This window comes from Isoptericola sp. NPDC019571 (assembly GCF_044389385.1).
GTDB lineage: Bacteria > Actinomycetota > Actinomycetes > Actinomycetales > Cellulomonadaceae > Isoptericola > Isoptericola nanjingensis.
This window is the reverse complement of sequence record NZ_JBIRXZ010000003.1, coordinates 202,695-222,015: the sequence shown is the minus strand read 5'-3', so window position 1 is coordinate 222,015 and position 19,321 is coordinate 202,695. Positions and strand designations below refer to the sequence as shown.

General features: G+C 75.5%; 21 protein-coding genes. 7 read left to right on the top strand and 14 right to left on the bottom strand.

Going from position 1 to position 19,321, the window contains the following annotated elements; all coding sequences use genetic code 11:
• Position 1: 1 nt before the first annotated feature.
• Positions 2-1,483, bottom strand: coding sequence for an APC family permease (locus tag ACH443_RS06780; RefSeq protein ID WP_430555904.1), 1,482 nt, complete (start codon positions 1,481-1,483; stop codon positions 2-4).
• Between the two features lie 126 nt (positions 1,484-1,609).
• On the opposite strand from ACH443_RS06780, the gene ACH443_RS06775 reads away from it, so the two are divergent.
• Positions 1,610-2,548, top strand: a complete 939-nt coding sequence (locus tag ACH443_RS06775) for an NAD(P)-dependent oxidoreductase (RefSeq protein WP_429764011.1) — start codon at positions 1,610-1,612, stop codon at positions 2,546-2,548.
• A 22-nt stretch (positions 2,549-2,570) separates the two neighbouring features.
• Here ACH443_RS06775 and ACH443_RS06770 read toward each other — a convergent pair whose 3' ends face one another.
• On the bottom strand, positions 2,571-3,335 hold the full coding sequence (locus ACH443_RS06770) for a DUF3995 domain-containing protein (protein WP_430589850.1): 765 nt from the start codon (positions 3,333-3,335) through the stop codon (positions 2,571-2,573).
• Positions 3,336-3,395: 60 nt separating this feature from the next.
• Here ACH443_RS06770 and ACH443_RS06765 point away from each other — a divergent pair, with 60 nt between their 5' ends.
• Complete coding sequence (locus tag ACH443_RS06765) at positions 3,396-3,956, top strand: TetR/AcrR family transcriptional regulator (RefSeq protein ID WP_430555906.1); 561 nt, start codon at positions 3,396-3,398, stop codon at positions 3,954-3,956.
• Between the two features lie 21 nt (positions 3,957-3,977).
• Here the strand turns inward: ACH443_RS06765 and mutM are convergent, their stop codons facing one another.
• The 6 genes from mutM to coaD form a co-directional block, all read right to left on the bottom strand.
• Positions 3,978-4,922 (bottom strand): bifunctional DNA-formamidopyrimidine glycosylase/DNA-(apurinic or apyrimidinic site) lyase, encoded by a 945-nt coding sequence (gene mutM / locus ACH443_RS06760; RefSeq protein ID WP_430589849.1) that lies wholly within the window; start codon positions 4,920-4,922, stop codon positions 3,978-3,980.
• Positions 4,915-5,670, bottom strand: a complete 756-nt coding sequence (rnc, locus tag ACH443_RS06755; protein WP_429764007.1) for a ribonuclease III — start codon at positions 5,668-5,670, stop codon at positions 4,915-4,917. The genes mutM and rnc overlap by 8 nt, the downstream gene beginning before the upstream one ends.
• Before the next feature lies 1 nt (position 5,671).
• Entirely contained in the window at positions 5,672-5,866 is a 195-nt protein-coding gene (gene rpmF, locus ACH443_RS06750) for a 50S ribosomal protein L32 (RefSeq protein WP_079574722.1), read from the bottom strand.
• A gap of 2 nt (positions 5,867-5,868) precedes the next feature.
• A complete protein-coding gene (locus ACH443_RS06745; RefSeq protein ID WP_429764006.1) occupies positions 5,869-6,420 on the bottom strand; it encodes a YceD family protein in 552 nt (183 codons plus the stop codon).
• A gap of 182 nt (positions 6,421-6,602) precedes the next feature.
• Positions 6,603-7,172, bottom strand: coding sequence for a hypothetical protein (locus tag ACH443_RS06740; protein WP_429764005.1), 570 nt, complete (start codon positions 7,170-7,172; stop codon positions 6,603-6,605).
• A 46-nt stretch (positions 7,173-7,218) separates the two neighbouring features.
• Complete coding sequence (gene coaD, locus ACH443_RS06735) at positions 7,219-7,704, bottom strand: pantetheine-phosphate adenylyltransferase (RefSeq protein WP_429764004.1); 486 nt, start codon at positions 7,702-7,704, stop codon at positions 7,219-7,221.
• Positions 7,705-7,788: 84 nt separating this feature from the next.
• On the opposite strand from coaD, the gene ACH443_RS06730 reads away from it, so the two are divergent.
• Complete coding sequence (locus ACH443_RS06730) at positions 7,789-8,604, top strand: GNAT family N-acetyltransferase (RefSeq protein ID WP_429764003.1); 816 nt, start codon at positions 7,789-7,791, stop codon at positions 8,602-8,604.
• Here the strand turns inward: ACH443_RS06730 and rsmD are convergent.
• The 3 genes from rsmD to ACH443_RS06715 are packed head-to-tail and all read right to left on the bottom strand — an operon-like array spanning position 8,538 to position 13,218.
• Entirely contained in the window at positions 8,538-9,164 is a 627-nt protein-coding gene (rsmD, locus tag ACH443_RS06725; protein WP_429764002.1) for a 16S rRNA (guanine(966)-N(2))-methyltransferase RsmD, read from the bottom strand. The two genes, ACH443_RS06730 and rsmD, sit on opposite strands and share 67 nt — an antisense overlap.
• 26 nt (positions 9,165-9,190) lie before the next feature.
• A complete protein-coding gene (locus tag ACH443_RS06720; RefSeq protein ID WP_430589848.1) occupies positions 9,191-11,446 on the bottom strand; it encodes an ATP-dependent DNA helicase RecG in 2,256 nt (751 codons plus the stop codon).
• Positions 11,443-13,218 (bottom strand): DAK2 domain-containing protein, encoded by a 1,776-nt coding sequence (locus ACH443_RS06715; RefSeq protein WP_430589847.1) that lies wholly within the window; start codon positions 13,216-13,218, stop codon positions 11,443-11,445. The genes ACH443_RS06720 and ACH443_RS06715 overlap by 4 nt, the downstream gene beginning before the upstream one ends.
• A gap of 107 nt (positions 13,219-13,325) precedes the next feature.
• On the opposite strand from ACH443_RS06715, the gene rpmB reads away from it, so the two are divergent.
• Both rpmB and ACH443_RS06705 read left to right on the top strand, forming a co-directional pair.
• Complete coding sequence (gene rpmB / locus ACH443_RS06710; protein ID WP_069984843.1) at positions 13,326-13,517, top strand: 50S ribosomal protein L28; 192 nt, start codon at positions 13,326-13,328, stop codon at positions 13,515-13,517.
• A gap of 199 nt (positions 13,518-13,716) precedes the next feature.
• Positions 13,717-14,235 (top strand): N-acetyltransferase family protein, encoded by a 519-nt coding sequence (locus ACH443_RS06705; RefSeq protein WP_429763999.1) that lies wholly within the window; start codon positions 13,717-13,719, stop codon positions 14,233-14,235.
• 17 nt (positions 14,236-14,252) lie between these two features.
• Here the strand turns inward: ACH443_RS06705 and ACH443_RS06700 are convergent, their stop codons facing one another.
• Positions 14,253-15,275 carry a thiamine-phosphate kinase gene (locus ACH443_RS06700; RefSeq protein WP_430589846.1) on the bottom strand — a complete coding sequence of 341 codons (1,023 nt, stop codon included), beginning with the start codon at positions 15,273-15,275 and terminating at the stop codon, positions 14,253-14,255.
• 53 nt (positions 15,276-15,328) lie between these two features.
• Here ACH443_RS06700 and ACH443_RS06695 point away from each other — a divergent pair, with 53 nt between their 5' ends.
• Both ACH443_RS06695 and ACH443_RS06690 read left to right on the top strand, forming a co-directional pair.
• Entirely contained in the window at positions 15,329-15,829 is a 501-nt protein-coding gene (locus ACH443_RS06695) for a DUF3515 family protein (protein WP_429763997.1), read from the top strand.
• A gap of 46 nt (positions 15,830-15,875) precedes the next feature.
• Positions 15,876-16,289, top strand: a complete 414-nt coding sequence (locus ACH443_RS06690) for a VOC family protein (protein WP_430555911.1) — start codon at positions 15,876-15,878, stop codon at positions 16,287-16,289.
• 19 nt (positions 16,290-16,308) lie between these two features.
• Here the strand turns inward: ACH443_RS06690 and ACH443_RS06685 are convergent, their stop codons facing one another.
• Entirely contained in the window at positions 16,309-17,490 is a 1,182-nt protein-coding gene (locus ACH443_RS06685) for a D-alanine--D-alanine ligase family protein (RefSeq protein WP_430589845.1), read from the bottom strand.
• Positions 17,491-17,533: 43 nt separating this feature from the next.
• Positions 17,534-19,138, bottom strand: a complete 1,605-nt coding sequence (locus ACH443_RS06680; protein ID WP_430589844.1) for an AMP-binding protein — start codon at positions 19,136-19,138, stop codon at positions 17,534-17,536.
• Positions 19,139-19,321 lie beyond the last annotated feature (183 nt).

Below are 19,321 nucleotides of genomic sequence, written 5' to 3'. Positions count from 1 at the left end.
CTCACGCCTCCGGCTCGTCGGTCGCGGCCACCTCGGGCGCGGGCTGCCGCCACGACGGCTTCCGCAGCCGGAGGAAGAGCCACGGGATGAGCAGGCCGATGATGCCGAGCCCGCCGCCGACGATGAGGATGTAGGTCCACACGGAACCGCTGGAGAACTGCGCGGGCGGCACGAACCCGATGATCATCGCGGCCACCGAGGCGAGGAACCCCACCACGCACAGGACCCCGAGCGCGGGGGCGCGATAGCCGCGCGGGTGGTCGGGCGCCGTGCGGCGCAGCCGCATCGCGGCGACGAACAGCAGCAGGTACATGATCAGGTACACCTGCGTGGTGATGACCGACAGGATCCAGTACGCGCTGGAGACGTCGGGGATGAACGCGTACAGCAGCGCGATGACCGTGGTGAACACGCCCTGGGCGACGAGGATGTTCTGCTGCACGCCGTTCTTGTTGAGCCGCTGCAGGAAGGGCGGCATGTAGCCCTCCTCGCGCGCCACCGTCAGCAGGCCCTTCGACGGCCCGGCGAGCCAGGTGAGCATGCCGCCGATCGACGCCGCGATGAGCATGAGGCCGAGGATCGGCGTCAGCCACGACACCCCGAAGTTGGCGAAGAACGCGTCGAACGCCTGCATGACGCCCGCGGTGAGGGAGAGCTGGTCGGCCGGGATCACCCAGCTGATCGCGACCGCCGGGAGGATGAAGATCACCAGCACCAGCCCGATCGCCAGGAACATCGCGCGCGGGAACTCCTTGCCCGGGTTGCGCAGCGTGTTCACGTGCACGGAGTTCATCTCCATGCCGGCGTACGACAGGAAGTTGTTGACGATGAGCACGAGGGAGGCGATGCCCGTCCACTGCGGCAGCAGGTGGGACGCGTCCATCGGGGCCGCCGACTGGTTGCCCTGCCCGAGGAACACGATGCCCAGGACGACGAGGATCGCCGCCGGGATCAGCGTGCCGATGATCAGCCCGGCGCTGGACAGGCCCGCCACCGTCTTCGTGCCCTGCGACGACACCCACACGCCGGCCCAGTAGATGACGACGATGACGATGGCCACGTACACGCCGTTGGACGCCAGGGCCGGGTTGATGACGTAGGCGAACGTGCTGGCCACGTACCCCAGCAGGCTCGGGTAGTAGAAGATCGTCATCGCGAACTGGCACCACACGGCCAGGAAGCCGAGCGGCTTGGACAGGCCCTCCGCCACCCACCGGTACACGCCCCCCGACCAGCCGGACGCCAGCTCCGCCGAGACGAGCGACGTCGGCAGCAGGAAGACCAGCGCCGGCACCACGTACAGGAACACGGCCGCGAGCCCGTAGACCGCCATCGTCGGCGCGGCCCGGAGGCTCGCCACGGACGACGTGATCATGAACGCGAGCGTGATCCACGTGACGTAGTTGCGCGGCGTGCGCGCCGTCATCGCCTGCCGCACCTGCTCGCGGTTCGGCGGCGCCGTCCCCGTCCCCGACGTCGTCATGCCGACCTCCTCGACACTCTGCCCATCCGGCGGACGCCGGCCTCTCGCACGATATGAGCGCAGGTCACGAGGCGCACGGCGAACGGCACCGAACCACCCGCCGGCGGGCTGCTAACGTCGCGAGGCGTGAAGCTCCTCGTGCCCGGCAACGTGCCCTTCGACCTGACGATCGACGTCCCCGGCGTGGAGGTGGCGCGCTACGTGATGCGCGACCCGGTGCCGGAGGAGCACACCGACGCCGACGCCCTGGTCACCTGGTCCAGCCCGCAGCGGGTCATGGAGGACGCCGCGCGCCGGATGCCGCACCTGCGCTGGGTGCAGACCCTCAACGCCGGCCCTGACCAGGCGCTCGCCGCCGGTTTCGCGCCCGACGTCGTCATCTCCTCGGGGCGTTCCCTGCACGACGCGACCGTCGCCGAGCACACCCTCGCGCTCGTCCTCGCCTCCGTGCGGCGCCTCGACCGCACACTCGAGGCCCAGCACGAGCGCCGCTGGGACCGAGACCTCGGCAAGGAGCAGGCGAACCACGAGTCGCAGTTCACGCTGCACGGCGCCCGGGTCACGATCTGGGGCTTCGGCTCCATCGCCGCCGTCCTCGCCCCGCTGCTGGCGGCGCTCGGCGCGCGCGTGACCGGCGTCGCGTCGTCGGCGGGCGAGCGGTACGGCTTCCCCGTGGTGGCGTCGATCGACGAGGTCGCGCCCACGACCGACGTGCTCGTCTCGCTGCTCCCCGCGACCGAGGCGACGCACCACGCGGCGGGCGCCCGCGTGCTCGGCCTGCTGCCCGCGCACGCGCGGTTCGTCAACGCCGGCCGCGGGGCCACCGTCGACGAGGAAGCGCTGGTCGCAGCCCTCCGCGACGGCACGATCGCCGGCGCCGCGCTCGACGTCACCGAGACCGAGCCGCTGCCCGAGGACTCGCCGCTGTGGGACGCCCCGCACCTCATCCTCACGCCGCACGTCGCGGGCGGGCGGCCGCAGGGCGCGGCCGGCTTCGTCGCCGAGCAGGTACGGGCCTGGCAGGCCGACGGCGCCGCCGGGCTGCGCAACGTCGTCGCGCGCTGACGCCCCACCGATCCGCCGGGGATCAGGCGCCCAGCGCCAGCCCCGCCGCGGCGCCGGCGGCCAGCAGCCCGACGGCCGGCGTCCACCACCGGTCGTCGGCCCGGGCGAACCGGGTGCCCCGCACCCGCTTCGAGACACCCACGTAGCGCCCGTCCCCCACGACGCGGGCCAGCAGGACGACCAGGGCCACGACGCCGAGTCCACGCCACCAGCCCCCGTCGGCACCGACGGCGAGGGCGACGATCATCGCCGCGTAGGAGACGAGCGCCACGACGACGGCCAGCGTCGCGACCGGCCCCGGCCGGACCACGGGCTCGCGGGTGCCGCGGCGCTGCGGCAGCACCCGGCCCGCCCCGGCCGTCGCGCCCGACGCCCAGGCGGCGTGGAAGCCGGCGGCGACGAGCGCGGCGAGGACGGCGGCCCCGGCGCCCGCCCACAACGCTGCCTCGGGGATCGCCCCGCCGGCCCCGAGGGCGAGCAGTCCCGCCGCGGCGAAGATCGGCCAGGCGAGGTGGCCGGGCACGAAGGCGAAGATCAGGGTTCCGGTGGCCAGGCACAGCACGCCGACGGTGACCGGCACGGACCAGCCGAGCAGCATCGCGGCGAGCGCGTACCAGGCGAGCGACAGCGCGTGCCAGACGGCGCGGATCAGCCGGCCGTCCCAGGGATGCGCGAGCCGGGTGCGCCAGCCGGGCGAGGCGAGGAGCGGGCGGACGATCACGTGCTCCCCGAGCACGGCGTGCAGCGTGGCGACGACGGCGAGCAGGACGGCGGCGGCGATCGACATCGGATCCTCCATACGGTGGCGTACGGTCACGGTAACCGTACGGTGGCGTATGTTCAACGGATGGGTTCGCTCTCCGCCGCCGACTGGGTCCGCGCCGCCGCCGGGAGGCTCGCAGCGGACGGCGTCGACGCCGTCCGCGTCGAGCCCCTCGCGCGCGAGCTCGGCGTCTCCAAGGGCAGCTTCTACTGGCACTTCGCCGACCGGGCCGCCCTGCTCGACGCCCTGCTCGAGCACTGGCGCACCGTCGGCACCGCCGGCGTGATCACCCGGGTGGAGGAGGCCTCCGACGACCCGGCCGACCGGCTGCTCGGGCTCCTGCGCCTGGCCTTCGAGCACGCGGGCGGCGGGCCCGGCGCGGTCCTCGACGGCCGGTTCGACGGCGCCGTCCGCGCCTGGGCCGCCCACGACACCCGCGCCCGCGACGCGGTGCACGCCGTCGACGGGGCACGGACCGCCTACCTGGAACGCCTCCTCATCGGAGCCGGCGCCCCGGACGCCCCGCGGCGCGCCGCGATCCTCTACCGCGCCCTGCTCGGCGAGTACGCCATGCGCAACGCGGGGGCCGGCGCGCTCGACCGGCGTGCGGTCGACGACCTGGCCGCCTGGGCCCTGGGCCGGTGAACCGGCGGCGTCAGGAGCGCGTCACCAGCGGCCGTTGCGCGGCCGCGGCTGGCAGACCGGGCAGGTGTACGACGAGCGGTTCATGAACGCGTCCCGCCGGATCGGGGCCCCGCAGCGCGGGCAGGGCTCGCCCTCGCGGCCGTAGGCGGCGAGGCCGCGCGCAAAGTAGCCGGACTCGCCGTTGACGTTCACGTAGAGCGCGTCGAAGCTCGTCCCGCCCTGCGCCAGGGACTCGGCCATGACCTCGGCGGCGGCGTCGAGCGCGCGGCGCACCTCCACCGGCCGCAGCCGGTCGGTCGCGCGAGCGAAGTGCAGGCGGGCGCGCCACAGGGCCTCGTCGGCGTAGATGTTGCCCACGCCGGACAGCAGCGTCTGATCGAGCAGCGCCCGCTTGATCCCCGTGCGCCGCCGCCGGATCGCGGCGACCACCGCGTCGGCGTCGAACGCGGGGTCGAGAGGGTCCCGGCCGATGTGCGCCACCGGCTCCGGCACGGCCGGCAGGTCGCTGCCGAGGCCGCCGGGGGCGCCGTCGGACGTCGGCTCCAGGTCCACGACGGACAGGTGACCGAACGTGCGCTGGTCGACGAAGTCGAGGTACTCCGCGCCGCTCGGGGCACCGGTCAGGTGGAGGCGGGCACGCAGGTGCGGGTGCGCCCAGTCGCCCGCGACGGCGGGGTCGCGCACGAGCAGCTGCCCGGACATACCGAGGTGCGCGAGCAACGCGGCCGCGGGGGCGGCGTCGGCGGTCCCCGGCGCGTCGCCCTCGAGGGGCAGCCAGAGGAACTTGCCGCGCCGCACCGCGGCGGCCAGGCGCCGGCCGCGCAGCTGGTCGGCGAACCCCGCGGGGCCGCCGTCGTGCCGCCGCACGGAGTAGTCGCGGAACACCTCGACGTCGCGCACGACGGCGCCCACGACGAACCGGTCGAGGCCGTCGCGGACGGTCTCGACCTCGGGGAGCTCAGGCACCGGCGGCGTCGCCCGTCACGCCCGACGCCGGCTCGACGCCCGGCACGGGGACCTGCTGCAGGGCGCGGTACGCCTCCTCGGCGGCGGCCTGCTCGGCGTGCTTCTTCGCGGAACCGGTACCGAGGCCCAGCACCGGGCCGGCGGTCACCTGGGCGTGGAAGACGCGCGCGTGCTCGGGGCCCTCGCCGGTGACCTCGTACACGGGGGCGCCGAAGCCGCGCACGGCGGCCGCCTCCTGCAGCGACGTCTTCCAGTCGAGCCCCGCGCCGAGCCCGGCGGCGGCGTCCAGCGTCGTGTCCACGAGGCGGTGCACCAGCTCGCGTGCCGGCTCCAGGCCGTGCGACAGGTAGGTGGCGCCGATCAGCGCCTCCACGGTGTCGGACAGGATCGAGTCCTTGTCGAAACCGCGGGTGCGGAGCTCGCCCTTGCCGAGCAGCACGTAGCCGCCGAGGTCGAGGCGGCGGGCGATCGCCGCGAGCGCGCGCTGCGACACCGTCGCCGCGCGCATCTTCGCCAGCTCGCCCTCGGACTGGTCGGGGTGACGTCGGTAGAGCGCCTCGGTCACGACCAGCCCCAGCACGGTGTCGCCCAGGAACTCGAGCCGCTCGTTGGTCGGGATGCCCCCGGCCTCGTGCGCGAACGACCGGTGCGTCAGGGCAAGCACGAGAAGCTCGGGATCCAGGTGGACCCCGAGCTTCTCGAGAAGAGCGGTCGGCTCCGGCCGGGGCCGGTTGCCGGATGCAGGCATGTCAGCCCGCGTGCTCGGTGCGCAGCGCCTCGGCGTACTGGCGGCCCTTGTAGGCACCGCAGGTGGGGCACGCGGCGTGGGACAGCTTCTGCCCCTTGCAGCTCGGGCACGTCGTGAGAACCGCCGCGGTGGTCTTCCACTGCGAACGGCGCGCACGGGTGTTGCTGCGCGACATCTTGCGCTTCGGAACAGCCACGGCTAGCTCTCTTTCGTCTCGTCGGACACGCTCGAATCCTCGAGCATGGTCTGCAGCGCCGACCACCGGGGGTCGACGAGGTCGTGATGGTGGTCCGGGTCGTCCGCCAGCCGCGCCCCGCAGACGGAGCACAGGCCGGGGCAGTCCGGACGGCACAGCGGTTGAAATGGTAGTGCAGTCACGAGGGAATCCCGAACCGCCGGCTCGATGTCGGCCTGGTCGTCGACCAGGACCGGCTCGTCCTCGGCGTCCTCGTCCCCGGACTCCTCCGCCGCCTGCGCCCTCTCGGGGTAGGCGAAGAGCTCCTGCACGCGCACCGTCACCTGCTGGGAGACCGGGTCGAGGCAGCGCACGCACTCCCCCACCGCCGTGCCGCGCACGACGCCGGACACCAGCACCCCCTCCATGACCGACTCCAGGCGGAGGCCCAGGGTGAGGTCGTCGCCCTCGGGCACGCCGATGACGGCGGTCCCCATGTCCGCGGGGGCGGGCACGACGCGCGCGACCTCCTCCATCGAACCGGGTCGCCGAGACAGCTCGTGCGTGTCGAGCACGAGCGGCGAGGGCTTCGCGGTGGCGATGGCAGGCTCCGATGAACAGGGGTGGACCCGACGGGCGGGAAGGGGGTGGGGCCCGGACTCGGGCCAGCGACCTAGTCTAGGCCATCCTGGCGCCGCGGCGCAGCACGCCCGGGAGTGACGCGCCTCTCACGCCTGGCGACGACCGACGGCGCAGGTCAGGAGCGCCGCTCCTGCGGCCAGCGCGGGTCGGCGACGGCGTCCCACCGCACCCGTGGCGCCCCCTGCTCGAGGCGCTCGGCCAGCTTCTCCCGACCGGCCCGCACCTGGTTCGTCAGGGCCTCGAGGTCCTGCTGGAAGTCCGCCAGGCGCCCGTCGCAGTACGAGTCGGCGTCGGTGCGCAGCGCCGCCGCGCGCGTCTCCGCCTCCGCGACCACCTCCGCAGCCCGCGACTGCGCCTGCACGACGACCTGCTCGGACTGCACCAGCTCGATCGCGCGGGCGCGGGCGGCGGCCACGATCTCCTCCGCCTGGCGGTGCGCGTCGTCCAGGGTGTCGCGGGCGGCCGCGAGCACCTCGTCGGCGCGGGCCACCTGCGTGGGCAGCGCGTCGCGCAGCTCGTCCACGAGCGCGAGCGCCTGGTCGCGGTCCACCTTCACGTTGGTCGACAGCGGCACGGAGCGCGCGTTCTCGACCAGCGCGGCCAGGTCCTCCAGGATGTCCAGCAGCCCGCCGGCCGGGTTGTCCCCCTGGCCGGTCCCGGTCGTGGTCTCGGTCGTCTCGCTCATCCCCTGCTCCTTGCCCTGCTGCTCGGTCCAGCTCATCGGCCCTGCGTCATCTGCGGAGGGCGGCTCGCACCGCGTCCGCGACGCCGTCCGGCACCAGGTCGTCGATCGGTCCCCCGTACCGGGCCACGTCCTTGACCAGCGACGACGCGACGTGCGCGTACCGCTGCTCCCCCGGCACGAAGACGGTCTCGATCCCGGTCAGGTGTCGGTTCATGAGGGCCATCGGCAGCTCGGAGTCGAAGTCCGCGCCGCCGCGCAGGCCCTTGACCACCGCGACCGCCCCGCGCTCCCGGCAGAAGTCCACCAGCAGCCCGGGCACCACCTCGACCCGCACGTCGGCGGTCTCCGGGTCGGCCGCGAGCGCCGCCCGGGCCAGCTCCACCCGCTCCTCGGGGCCGAGCAGCGCGTTCTTGGCGGCGTTGCGGGCCACCCCGACCACCACGACGTCGAACATCCGGCGCGTGCGCCGCACGATGTCGAGGTGGCCGAGCGTGATCGGGTCGAACGACCCGGGGCAGACGGCGATGCTCACGCCGTCACGCTAGTACAGCGGTGTCGCGATCCCCGGGAGCCCGGTCGGGGTGCCGTCACCCCGCGACGGGGACACCCTGGGGGCATGACCGACGACGCCACGCCCCACCCGTCGCCCGCGGAGCCGACCGTGGTGCCCCTGACCGGTGCCGCCCAGGTCGACTCGCTGTGGCGGGACGTCCTGGCGCCGTCCTTCCCGCCCGACGAGCTCACGTCGCCCGACGACCTGCGGGCCGGCCTCGCCTCCGGCGAGCTCACGGCCTACGGCGTGGAGCGGGACGGGCGGGTGGTCGCCGGGATCGTGGCCTCGTGGTCGCGGGCCACGCAGGTGCTGCTCGTGGACTACCTCGCGCTGGCGCCCGGGCACCGTGGCGGCGGGGTCGGCGGTCGACTGCTGGACCGGTCGCTCGCCGGGTGGCGCGAGGAGCTGCACCCGGTGATCGTGCTGGCGGAGGTCGAGCACCCCGGCCACCACCCCGTCCACCCGACCCATGGCGACCCGGCGGCCCGCCTGCGCTTCTACGCGCGGCACGGGGCGCGTGCGCTCGCCCTGCCCTACTTCCAGCCGGGCATCGGGGGCCCGGGGTCGCCGCGGGTCCCCGCGATGCTGCTGGTGGCGCTCGGGACGGAGCCGGGCGCGGGCTCGGTGCCGGCCGCCGCCGTGCGCGGCTTCCTCCTCGAGCACCTCCGGGAGTGCGAGGGCACCGTGCCCGGCGACCCCGCGGTCCGGCGGCTGCTCGACGCGGCGGCCGGGGAGTCCGTGGCGCTCGTCGACCCGGCCCACGCCGAGGCGCTGGCCGCCGTACCCGTCGCCGTCCTCGAGGGGGCGGAGCGCTACGCCCCGCCGGCCCCCGGGGCGTCCGGCGCGGCGGCCCCGGCGGGGTCGGCAGGCTCGGCGTAGTGCACCGCCGTCTCGCCGTAGTCCTTGCGGGCGAACGCCTCCATGCCCGCGGGCCAGACCGGCTCGGGGCTGCGGGTGGACCGCTCCACCACGACGACGGCGCCCGCGGCCAGCACCCCGGGCGCGGCCAGATGTGCCAGGACCGTCGCGAGCGCGTCCTCGGCCAGGTCGTAGGGCGGGTCGAGGAAGACGACGTCGTACCCGGACGCCCCGGCCGTCCCGGCGGACGGTGAGGCACCCGCCGCGAACCGCTCCGCGGAGTCGGCGACGACGCGCACCTCGCGCTGCAGGCCCAGGGTCGCCACGTTGCGGCGGGCGACGTCCGCCGCCCGCCGGTTCGCGTCCACCAGCACGACCGCGGCGGCGCCGCGGCTCGCGGCCTCGAGGCCGAGCGCGCCGGAGCCCGCGTACAGGTCGAGCACCCGCGCGCCGTCCAGCACGTCGAGGTGGTCCAGCCGGGAGAAGATCGCCTCGCGGACCCGGTCGCTGGTGGGTCGCGTGCCCTTCGGCGGCACCTGCAGCGAGCGCCCGCCGAACCGGCCGGCCACGATCCTCGTCATGGCGCCGAGCCTAACCAGTCGACGGGTCACGCCCTCTCGAGGAACTCCTCCTGCTCGTCGTCCAGCTGGGCGGCGATCGCCGCGCGCAGCTCCGGGTGGGAGCCGAGCTCGAGGTCCGCGTCGACGACGGCGGTGGCCTCGCGCCGCGCGTCGGCGATGAGGTCGGCGTCCTGCACGACGCGCAGCAGCCGCAGCGAGCTGGACCGGCCGGACTGGGCGGCCCCGAGCACGTCGCCCTCGGAGCGCAGCTCGAGGTCCAGGGTCGCGAGCCGGAAGCCGTCGGTCGTCTCTGCGAGCGCCTCGACCCGGGTCGCGGCGGGCGTGCCGGGCTGCGCCGTCGAGACCAGGAGGCACAGCCCGGGTGCCGCGCCGCGCCCGACGCGGCCGCGCAGCTGGTGCAGCTGGGACAGCCCGAACCGGTCGGCGTCGAAGACGACCATCACCGTGGCCTCGGGTACGTCCACGCCCACCTCGATCACGGTGGTGGAGACCAGCACCTGCAGCTCGCCGGCCGCGAACCGCGCCATCGCGGACTCCTTGTCCGCGGGCGCCATCTGACCGTGCAGCACGCCGACGTCGAGCCCCGCGAGCGCCGGCGTCTCGCGCAGCATGTCCGCCACCTCGAGCACGGCGCGCAGGGGCGGGCGCTCGTCCCCCGCGCCGTCGCCGTCCACGAGCTCGAGCAGGTCCGGGACGTCGTCGAAGTCCTTCGCCGCGGCCCCGCCCCCGGCGGGCAGGTCGTCGTCAGGGTGGATCCGCGGGCACACGACGTAGGCGCGGTGACCCTTGTCGACCTCCTCGCGCACGCGCGACCAGGTGCGCTCCATCCACCGCGGGTTGCCGGCGGGGACCACGTGCGACGTGATGCCGGCCCGGCCGGCCGGCACCTGCGTGAGCGACGACGTCTCGAGGTCGCCGAACACCGTCATCGCGACCGTCCGGGGGATGGGCGTGGCCGTCATGACGAGCACGTGCGGAGCCACCCGCCCCTTCGCGCGCAGCGCGTCCCGCTGCTCGACGCCGAACCGGTGCTGCTCGTCGACGACGACGAGGCCCAGGTCCGCGAACTGCACCTGGTCGCCCAGCAGGGCGTGCGTGCCCACGACGATCCCCGCCTCGCCGCCGGCCGCCTGCAGCAGCGCCTCCTTGCGCGCGGCCGCGCCGAGCGAGCCGGTGAGCAGCGCCACCCGGGTACCGTGCGCGGCCCCGCCCAGCAGTCCGCCCTCGGCCAGCGGCCCGAGCAGCGACCGCAGCGTGCGGGCGTGCTGCGCCGCGAGCACCTCCGTGGGCGCCAGCAGCGCGGCCTGCCCGCCGGCGTCGACCACCTGCAACATCGCCCGCAGCGCCACGACCGTCTTGCCGGACCCCACCTCGCCCTGCAGCAGCCGCTGCATGGGGCGTGCCTGCGCGAGCTCGTGCGCCAGGTCCTCGCCCACCGAGGCCTGCCCCTCCGTCAGCGTGAAGGGCAGGCCCGCGTCGAAGTCGGCGAGCAGGCTCGGCTCCCCCGGGCCGCGGAGGGGGCGGGCGGTGGCCTCCTGCTCGGCGGCGTGCGCCCGGCGCTGCGCGAGCGCCGCCTGCAGCACGAAGGCCTCCTCGAAGCGGAAGCGGTGGCGCGCCTGCTGCCACGCGCGCTGGTCGACGGGGTGGTGGATCGCGCGCAGGGCGTCGAGCCGGCCCGGCAGCCCGTGGAGGGCGCGGACCTCGTCGGGCACCGGGTCCTCGACGTCCGCCTCGGTGAGCGGGTCGAGGACCGTGCGCACGGCCCGCTGGATGCGCCAGGAGGGCACGGACGACGACGCGGGGTAGATGGGGATGGGGCGGCTCGCCTCGAACATCGCCTCCTCGGCGTCGTCCGCGTCGACGCCCACGAGGACGTAGTCCGGGTGGGTGAGCTGGCGGGTGCCGCGGTACTCGCTCACCACCCCCGTGAACAGCCCCACGCGCCCCGGTCGCAACTTGTCCTCGTGCGGCCGCAACGCGCCGGCACGCTTGGCGAAGAACGTCAGCGCCAGCTCGTGCCGGCCGTCCGTGACGACCGCCGACAGCATCGCGCCCGCGCGCGAACGCATGGTCCGGACGGTCGCCCGCGCGACCCGCGCCATCACGGTGACGTGCTCGCCGAGCGCCAGCCTGTCCATGTCCGTGAGCGTGCCGGGGTCGCCGTACCGGCGCGGGTAGTGCCGCAGCAGGTCCCCGACGGTGACGAGCCCCAGCTTGGCGAGCGGGCCCGCGCTGCGGGCCCCCAGCACCTTGGTCAGCGCCTCGCCCTCGCGCCCGGTCATGCGCGGCCCTCCGCCGCGTCGGCGTGGAGCGGCTCGACGCCGATCGCCACGTGGTCCCCGGGGCGGCCGGTGCGCATGACGACGACGTCCGCGCCGTCGGACACGGCCGCGGCCCTCGACGCGAGCACCTCGACCGTGGCGTCGGGGACGTCGTCGTCCGGCAGCAGGGTGACGATCGCGGTCGGGGAACCCGCCACGAGCCGCTTGACGACCGCGCCGACCGTGACGGCCGGGCCGCCGCCGACGCGCAGCCCGGCGACCACCGCGCCGACGGCGTCGGGGACGCCCGCGTCCTCCTCCCGGGGGTCGTCGAGCGTCGCCGCCAGCGCGGACATCCCCGCCACGAGGTGCACGTCCCCGGGCGCGACGACCCGCACGATCTCGGGTGCCGCCTCGGGTTCGTCCGCGGCCTCCGCCCCGGGGCCCGCGGGGTCGGGCTGCAGCGCCTCGGGCGCGAGGACCAGCACCCGCGGGGCACCCGCCCCGACGGCCGCGGCGACGAGGTCCGCCGCGGTCGGGGGGACGTCGAGGTCCAGGACCACGACGGCGCCGCCGCGCGCGAGCTCCGCGGCCAGCGCCGGCGCGGCCGTCGTGACCACCACCGCCCACCGGTCGGGCGGGACCGCGAGGTGGCGCACCGACACCCGCGACACGGCGCCCCGCGACGCCCAGCGCCGTGCCACGCCGAGCGCGGCGTCGAGGTCCGCGGTGTGCACGTGGGCCTGCCAGAGCGACCGGTCGGCGTCACCCGCGCCCGCGCCGTCCTCGGCGCCGCCGCCCACGACGACGACCGAGCTCCCGACGTCGTCCAGGTCGGCGCGCAGCGCGTCGGCCACCGCGCCGGGGCTGAAGTCGGCAGCGGACGCCGACCGTTCCAGCACGAACATGAGCTCGACGTCGTCCGTCGCGACGCCGCCGTGCTCGTGCCGGCCGGCGTCACGGACGCCACCGGACGCCGCGCCCTGGTCGGGCGACGACGCGTCGTCGCCCCCCGCGGCGGGCGCGGGAGCGGCATGACCGACATGGCCGCGCAGGTCGATGTCCAGCAGCACGGGGCCGATGCTGCCGGACGCCCCCGACACTCCCTCGGCGGCCGCCCGCTGCGCCGCCGCCAGCGACAGCAGCACGAGCACCAGCCCGCAGGCGCCGGCGTCGAGCACGCCCGCCGCACGCAGGGGCTCCAGCGCCCCCACGCTGCGCAGCGCCGCCTCCCGCGCGCCGCGGCACGCCGCGTCGGTCGTGGACAGTCGTGCGGCCGCCCCGGCGGGACCGACCATCCCTCCCGCCTCGGCGTGCCGGGCCGCCGCCGCGGCGGACTCCGCCGCCGTGAGGATCGTGCCCGGTGCCGGGTGCGCGACGGCGCGGCGCGCGGTCCGGGCCGCGGTGTCGAGCGCGATCGCGAGGCTGTCGCCCCGCGTGGCCGCGACCGTGAGGCCGCGGAGCCACTCGCTGAGGATCACCCCGGAGTTCCCCCGGGCCCCGAGCAGCGCGGCCCGGGCGGCCAGCCGCAGGAGCCGCGCACCACCCGCGTCGGCCGGCGCCACGCGGACGGCCGCCGCGGCGTCGCGGATCGTGAGGTACATGTTGGTGCCGGTGTCGCCGTCGGCCACCGGGAAGACGTTCACGCGGTCGATCTCGGCGCGGGCCTCCGCCAGGGCGCGGGCGGCGGTGCTCACCCAGGCACGGACGACGGCGGCGTCGAGGAGCTCGGGCTGCTGCACGCCCCCCACGGTAGCGGTGAGGGACCCCACGTTGAGGGGCACTCCCGACATCGGCTATCCTCGTGTGGTTGCCCGGCTTGTTCCGGGCTCCCCCAACCACCAAGCTTCACGTCCTGCTGCCCTGGCGCGGGTCGTGTCACGACGATTCAGGAGAGACCGTGGCTGCCAACTGCGACGTCTGCGGCAAGGGCCCGGGCTTCGGGCACAGCATCTCGCACTCCCACATCCGCACGAAGCGCCGCTGGAACCCGAACATCCAGCGCGTCCGTGCCGTGGTCGCGGGCACCCCCAAGCGTGTGAACGTCTGCACCTCCTGCCTCAAGGCGGGCAAGGTCACGCGCCAGGCCTGAGCCTGCGCACCGGGCACGCCCGGTGCATCGACGCTTCCACGAGACGCCCGTCGGGATCTTCCCGACGGGCGTCTCGTCGTCCCCTCGCACACCCCCCGCGTCCCGGCGCGCTCGTCGCCCGCGGACACCGGCAAAGAATTCGTGAAGGATTCACCAAACGGCCTTGGCCGAAGCGGCGGCGGCGTGGCACTCTGAGCAGATGATCGTGCAGACCGACAGCGACGTGGAGATCCGGCCCGCCGCCGTGACCGACGCCGGGCGGATCGCCCAGGTGCACCTCACCTCGTGGAAGGGCGCCTACGCCAGCGTGCTGCCGGCCGAGTACCTCGACTCCCTCGACGCGGCCGAGCGCGCCGCCCAGTGGCAGCAGATCCTCGACGAGGGCACCCGCACGACCCTCGTCGCCGAGGGCGACGGGCGCCTGCTGGGCTTCGCGAGCTACGGACCGTCGCGCGACGAGGACGCCGAGGACGGCGACCTCGAGCTCTACGCGATCTACCTCGACCCCGAGTCCTGGGGCCGCGGTGTGGCCCGCGACCTCATGCGCACCGTCCTGTCCGACGTCCCCGACGGCACGCCGATGTCGCTGTGGGTGCTCGCGCAGAACGAGCGCGCACGGCACTTCTACCGCCGCCACGGCTTCCAGGCGGACGGCGTCGAGCGCATGGACGACATCGGCGACACCCCCGTCACCGAGGTGCGCTACCGCCGCGGCTGAGCGTCGTCGCCCGCGGCTCAGCCGCCGAAGTGGTCCCAGCCGCCGCGCGCGGCGGGCTCCGTGCCGTCGACGGTGACGGTGGCGGGCCCCGGTCGCACGCTCCCCACCCGCCGGAACCCCGCCGGCAGCGCGACGCCGGGCGGGAACGCGGCGAGCAGGCCATGGTCCTCTCCCCCGGTGAGAGCCCACCCCAGCGCGGCGTCCCGGGCGGCTTCCGGCCCGAGCCCCAGCGCCCGGGCGGCGGGCAGCAGCCGCTCGACGTCGCCCGCCAGCGCGCCCGCTTCGACGTCCACGCCGACGCCGCTCGCGCGAGCCAGCCGGCCCGCGTCGCGCAGCGGTCCGTCGGAGACGTCGAGCATCGCGGTGGCCCCGCCCCGGGCCGCCGCCGGGCCGGCGGCGAGCGGCGCCTGCGGGCGCAGGTAGCCGGCCACGCAGGCCCCGACCCCCGCCGCGTCGTCGACGGTCGTCGCGTCCGCCGGGGTCGCCGCGCCGGCGTCGAGCAGCGCGAGGCCTGCCGCCGAGAGCCCACGGTGCCCCGCGTAGGCCAGGACGTCGCCCGGCCGCGCGCCGGCGCGCGTCACGGGGGCACGGCCCTCCAGGTCGCCGTGCGCGGTGACCGCCACGACCACGGTCTCGCCTCCCGACAGGTCCCCGCCCACGACGCCCGCGCCGACCGGCGCGGACACGTCAGCGAGGCCGCGGGCCAGCCCGGTCACCCAGTCGACCGGCAGGTCTCCCGGGACCACGAGCGACACGACCAGGGCGGTCGGGCGCGCGCCCATCGCCGCGACGTCCGCGAGGTTGGCCGTCGCGGCCCGCGCCCCGACGTCGTACCCGCCCGACCAGCGCCGGCGGAAGTGCCGGTTCTCGACGAGCACGTCCGTCGTGACGACGAACCGCGCGTCCGGGGCCGCCACCACCGCCGCGTCGTCCCCCGGGCCGAGCAGGGTCGCCGACGCCAGGGGCAGCAGCGGGAAGATCCGCGCGAGCAGGTCCTCCTCGGACAGGTCGCGCACGAGGGGGCGGGTGGCGTCGGTCACGGGGACGACTGTAGGCGGTCGTCGGGCACGTCCCGCCCGGTAGCGTGGTCGCCGTGCCCCGTGTGCTCCGTCGTGCTCGTGCCCTGATGCCGTCCCGTGCCGCCCGCGCCGCCGCGCTGGGCGTCCTCGTCCTCCCGCTGGCGGCCTGCGCCACCACGATCGGCGCGACGCCCGCCGAGGACGCCGCGAACCCGGACTGCGCGCCCGTCATGCTCGCGCTGCCCGACGTGCTCGCGGGCGACCTCGACAAGGCGAAGACCAACGCCCAGGCCACCGCCGCCTGGGGCGAGCCCGGGGCCGCCGTGACCCTGCGCTGCGGCGTCACCCCGCCCGGGCCGTCGCCCGACTGCCAGCGGGTCGAGTCGCCCGCGGGCGCCGTCGACTGGATCGTCGAGGCCGGGAAGGACGGCACGTGGCGGTTCACCACCTACGGCCGCGAGCCCGCCGTCGAGGTCGTCGTGCCGCCGTCGGTCACCGAGAGCCACTCGACGTCGTTCATCGGCGACCTCGCCCAGGCCGTGAGCAACGTGCCGCCGACCGCGCAGTGCACCTGACGCGACTGCCGAGGCGCGCGTCGGCCGCCCGTGGCACGGTGTCCGGATGGACCAACGCCTGAGCCTCGTGACCCTCGTCGTCTCCGACCTCGCCGCCACCCGGCGGTTCTACGTGGACGGCCTGGGCTGGGAACCGCTCCTCGAGGCCCCCGGCGAGGTGCTGATGATCCAGGTCGGCCAGCACGTCGTGCTGTCGATGTGGGACGAGGAGCACGCCACCGAGGAGATCGGGCCGGTCGTGCGCGGCGGCACCGCGCCGCTGACCCTCGCGCACAACGTCGGGGCCCCTGCCGGCGTGGACGCCGTCCTCGAGCAGGCGCGCCGGGCCGGGGCGCCGACCGTCCGCGACGGCGTGCGGCGCGAGTGGGGCGGCTACTCCGGCTACTTCACCGACCCCGACGGGTTCCTGTGGGAGGTCGCGCACGCGCCGGGCCCGCTCGGCGAGCTGGTGGTGCCCTGACCCTCCGGGCGTGGCGCGGTCAGCGCAGGCCGGTCGGCCGCTCCAGGGCGAGCTGGATGAGCTCGTCGACGAGCTCGGGATAGCTCACGCCCGAGGCCTCCCACATGCGCGGGTACATCGAGAACGGCGTGAACCCCGGCATGGTGTTGATCTCGTTGACGATCACGCGCTCGTCGGGGGTGACGAAGACGTCGACCCGGGACAGCCCCTCGGCCTCCACGGCCTCGAAGGTGCGCACCGCGACCTCGCGGATCTCGTCGATGACGGGCTGCGGCAGCTCGGCCGGGCAGCGCAGGTCGACGTGCGCCTCGTCGAGGTACTTCGCCTCGAAGTCGTAGAACGCGTGGCTGTCGTGGTCGACGACGATCTCGCCGGGCAGCGACGCGCGCGCCCGGGCGCCGTCGTGCCCGCCGAGCACCGCACACTCGATCTCGCGACCCTCGATCCCTGCCTCGACGACCACCTTGGGGTCGTGCTCGCGCGCGGCCTCGACGGCGGCGGGCAGGTCGGCCAGGTCGTCCACGCGCGTGATGCCGAGCGACGACCCCGCGCGGGCCGGCTTGACGAACAGCGGCAGGCCCAGCGGCTCGACGGCGGCGACGCACGCGGCGCGGTCCCGCTCCCAGTCCCGGGGCCGGATCACGACGTACGGGCCGACCGTGAGGCCCTGGCCGGCGAGCACGAGCTTCATGAAGTGCTTGTCCATGCCGACCGCCGAGGCCAGCACGCCCGCGCCGACGTAGTGCACGTCCGACAGCTCCAGCAGGCCCTGCACCGTGCCGTCCTCGCCGAACGGGCCGTGCAGCAGCGGGAAGACGACGTCGACCTCGCCGAGCAGCGCGGGCACCTGACCCGGCTCCAGCACGCGCAGGGTGCGCTCTCCCTGGGTGAGCGACAGCACGACCTCGGCGCCGGAGTCGGCCGTCACCTCCGGGAGGCGGCCGTCGGTGATCTGCCAGCGCTCCGGGTCGTCGGCGGCGATCACCCAGCGGCCCGCGCGCGTGATGCCCACGGGCACGACGTCGTAGCGGTCGCGGTCGATCGCGCGCAGCACGCCGGCCGCGGTGGACGCGGAGATGGCGTGCTCGCCCGAGCGCCCGCCGAACAGCACGGCGACGCGGGTCTTGCGCGGGGTGCCGTCACCCGCGGTCGGGACGGCAGGGACGGGGCTCGTCGTGGGAGCGGCGGTGGCGTCGGACATCGCCGCCCAACCTACCGGACCCGGGCCCGCCGTCCCGACCGCCTCAGCGGGCGCGGAGCTCCTTGCGCAGGATCTTCCCCGCGGCGGACTTCGGGACCGCGTCGACGAACTCCACGACCCGCACCTTCTTGTACGGCGCGACCTGTGCAGCGACGAAGTCCTGCACGTCCGCGGCAGTCAGCGCGCTGCCCTCGGCCCGCACGACGAAGGCCTTCGGCACCTCCCCCGACTCCGGGTCGGGCACGCCGATCACGGCCGCGTCCGCGATCTCGGGGTGCGTGAGCAGCAGCGCCTCCAGCTCCGCCGGCGCCACCTGGTAGCCCTTGTGCTTGATGAGCTCCTTGAGCCGGTCGACGACGGTGAACGCGCCGTCGGAGTCGACCGTCACGATGTCGCCGGTGTGCAGGAAGCCGTCCGGCTCGAGGGTGTCGCGGGTGGCCTGCTCGTCCGCGAGGTACCCGACCATGACGTTCGGACCGGCGCACAGCAGCTCACCGGGCGCGCTCACGCCCTCGGCCGGCTGCGCGATCGCCTCCCCCGTGGCCGGGTCGACGACCCGGGCGAGCATGTTCGGCACCAGCAGGCCGACGGTGCCCGGGGAGATGTCGGTCCGGTCGACGGGCACGACGTGCGAGACCGGCGACATCTCCGACATCCCGTACCCCTGCAGCACCCGGGCGCCCGGCAGGCGTCGGGCCACGGCCTCGGCCAGGTGCTCGTCGAACGGCGCCGCCCCCGACATGAGCATCCGCACGCTCGACAGGTCACGACCGGCGGCCGCGGGGTGCTTGGCGAGCGCCAGCGCGATGGGCGGCGCGACGAACAGCACGGTGGCCCGGTGCTGCTCGACGACGCGCAGGTACTCGGCGAGGTCGAACCGCGGCAGCGTGACGAGCGTCGACCGCTGGTAGATCGCGCCGTTCATCAGCACCGTCATGCCGTAGATGTGGAAGAACGGGAGCACCGCGGGGATGACGTCGTCGCGCGTGAGGGGCAGGTACGCCTCCGTCTGCACCACGTTCGCCACGAGATTGCGGTGGGTGAGCATCACGCCCTTCGGCAGCCCGGTCGTGCCGGACGAGTACGGCAGGACGGCGAGGTGCGTGCGGGGGTCGAACGCGACGTCGGGCGCGGCGTGGCCGCCCGCGAGGAGCTCGCCGAGCGACGGGTGGCCGTCCGCGCCGTCGAGCACGACCACGTCGGCGGTCGCCATCCCGACGGCGTCGGCACCCGCCTCGGCCGCCGGCAGCAGCGCGGAGACCGTCACGAGCGCCTTCGCCCCCGACGACCCCAGCTGCTTGGCGACCTCGCGCCCGGACGCGAGCGCGTTGATCGTCGTCACGGTGATCCCGGCCCGCAGCAGGCCGTGGAACACGGCGACGAACGCGGGCACGTTGGGGCTGTGCAGGGCCACCACGTCCCCGACGCCCAGGCCGCGGGCGGCGAACGCCCCGGCGATGGCGTCCACGCGGTCGCGCAGCTCGCCGTACGTGGTCGTGGCACCGCTCGGACCGTCGACCAGGGCGACACGACCCCGGTCGGCGTCGTCCAACGAGGCGAAGAGGAACTCGTGGAGGGTGACGTCGGGGATCTCGACGTCGGCGTGCGGGCTGCGGATGACGGAGCGGTCGGTGCTGGTCTCGGACATGGCGGTCCCTTCGTGCGGCACGGTCCTCGTCGACCGTGTGCACGGGAGCGTAGCGCCGGGAACCGATGGCACGGGAGCGACGTTGGGGCGATCGTGGACATCACGAACGACGCGAACGCCATCGCGGCGCCCGCGGCCGAGGACCAGGCCGCGCCCGCCGACGATCCCAGTCATAGTCCGGGC

Bases quoted from the DNA above. Each gene is read 5' to 3' on its own strand.
- ACH443_RS06765 (WP_430555906.1), top strand. From the start codon at position 3,396: ATGGGTTCGCTCTCCGCCGCCGACTGGGTCCGCGCCGCCGCCGGGAGG.
- ACH443_RS06720 (WP_430589848.1), bottom strand. From the start codon at position 11,446: ATGACCGGGCGCGAGGGCGAGGCGCTGACCAAGGTGCTGGGGGCCCGC.
- ACH443_RS06715 (WP_430589847.1), bottom strand. From the start codon at position 13,218: ATGTCGGGAGTGCCCCTCAACGTGGGGTCCCTCACCGCTACCGTGGGG.
- rsmD (WP_429764002.1), bottom strand. From the start codon at position 9,164: ATGACGAGGATCGTGGCCGGCCGGTTCGGCGGGCGCTCGCTGCAGGTG.
- ACH443_RS06780 (WP_430555904.1), bottom strand. From the start codon at position 1,483: ATGACGACGTCGGGGACGGGGACGGCGCCGCCGAACCGCGAGCAGGTG.
- ACH443_RS06770 (WP_430589850.1), bottom strand. From the start codon at position 3,335: ATGTCGATCGCCGCCGCCGTCCTGCTCGCCGTCGTCGCCACGCTGCAC.
- ACH443_RS06685 (WP_430589845.1), bottom strand. From the start codon at position 17,490: ATGTCCGACGCCACCGCCGCTCCCACGACGAGCCCCGTCCCTGCCGTC.
- ACH443_RS06730 (WP_429764003.1), top strand. From the start codon at position 7,789: ATGACCGACGACGCCACGCCCCACCCGTCGCCCGCGGAGCCGACCGTG.
- ACH443_RS06740 (WP_429764005.1), bottom strand. From the start codon at position 7,172: ATGAGCGAGACGACCGAGACCACGACCGGGACCGGCCAGGGGGACAAC.
- ACH443_RS06690 (WP_430555911.1), top strand. From the start codon at position 15,876: ATGGACCAACGCCTGAGCCTCGTGACCCTCGTCGTCTCCGACCTCGCC.
- ACH443_RS06680 (WP_430589844.1), bottom strand. From the start codon at position 19,138: ATGTCCGAGACCAGCACCGACCGCTCCGTCATCCGCAGCCCGCACGCC.
- rnc (WP_429764007.1), bottom strand. From the start codon at position 5,670: ATGCCTGCATCCGGCAACCGGCCCCGGCCGGAGCCGACCGCTCTTCTC.
- ACH443_RS06705 (WP_429763999.1), top strand. From the start codon at position 13,717: ATGATCGTGCAGACCGACAGCGACGTGGAGATCCGGCCCGCCGCCGTG.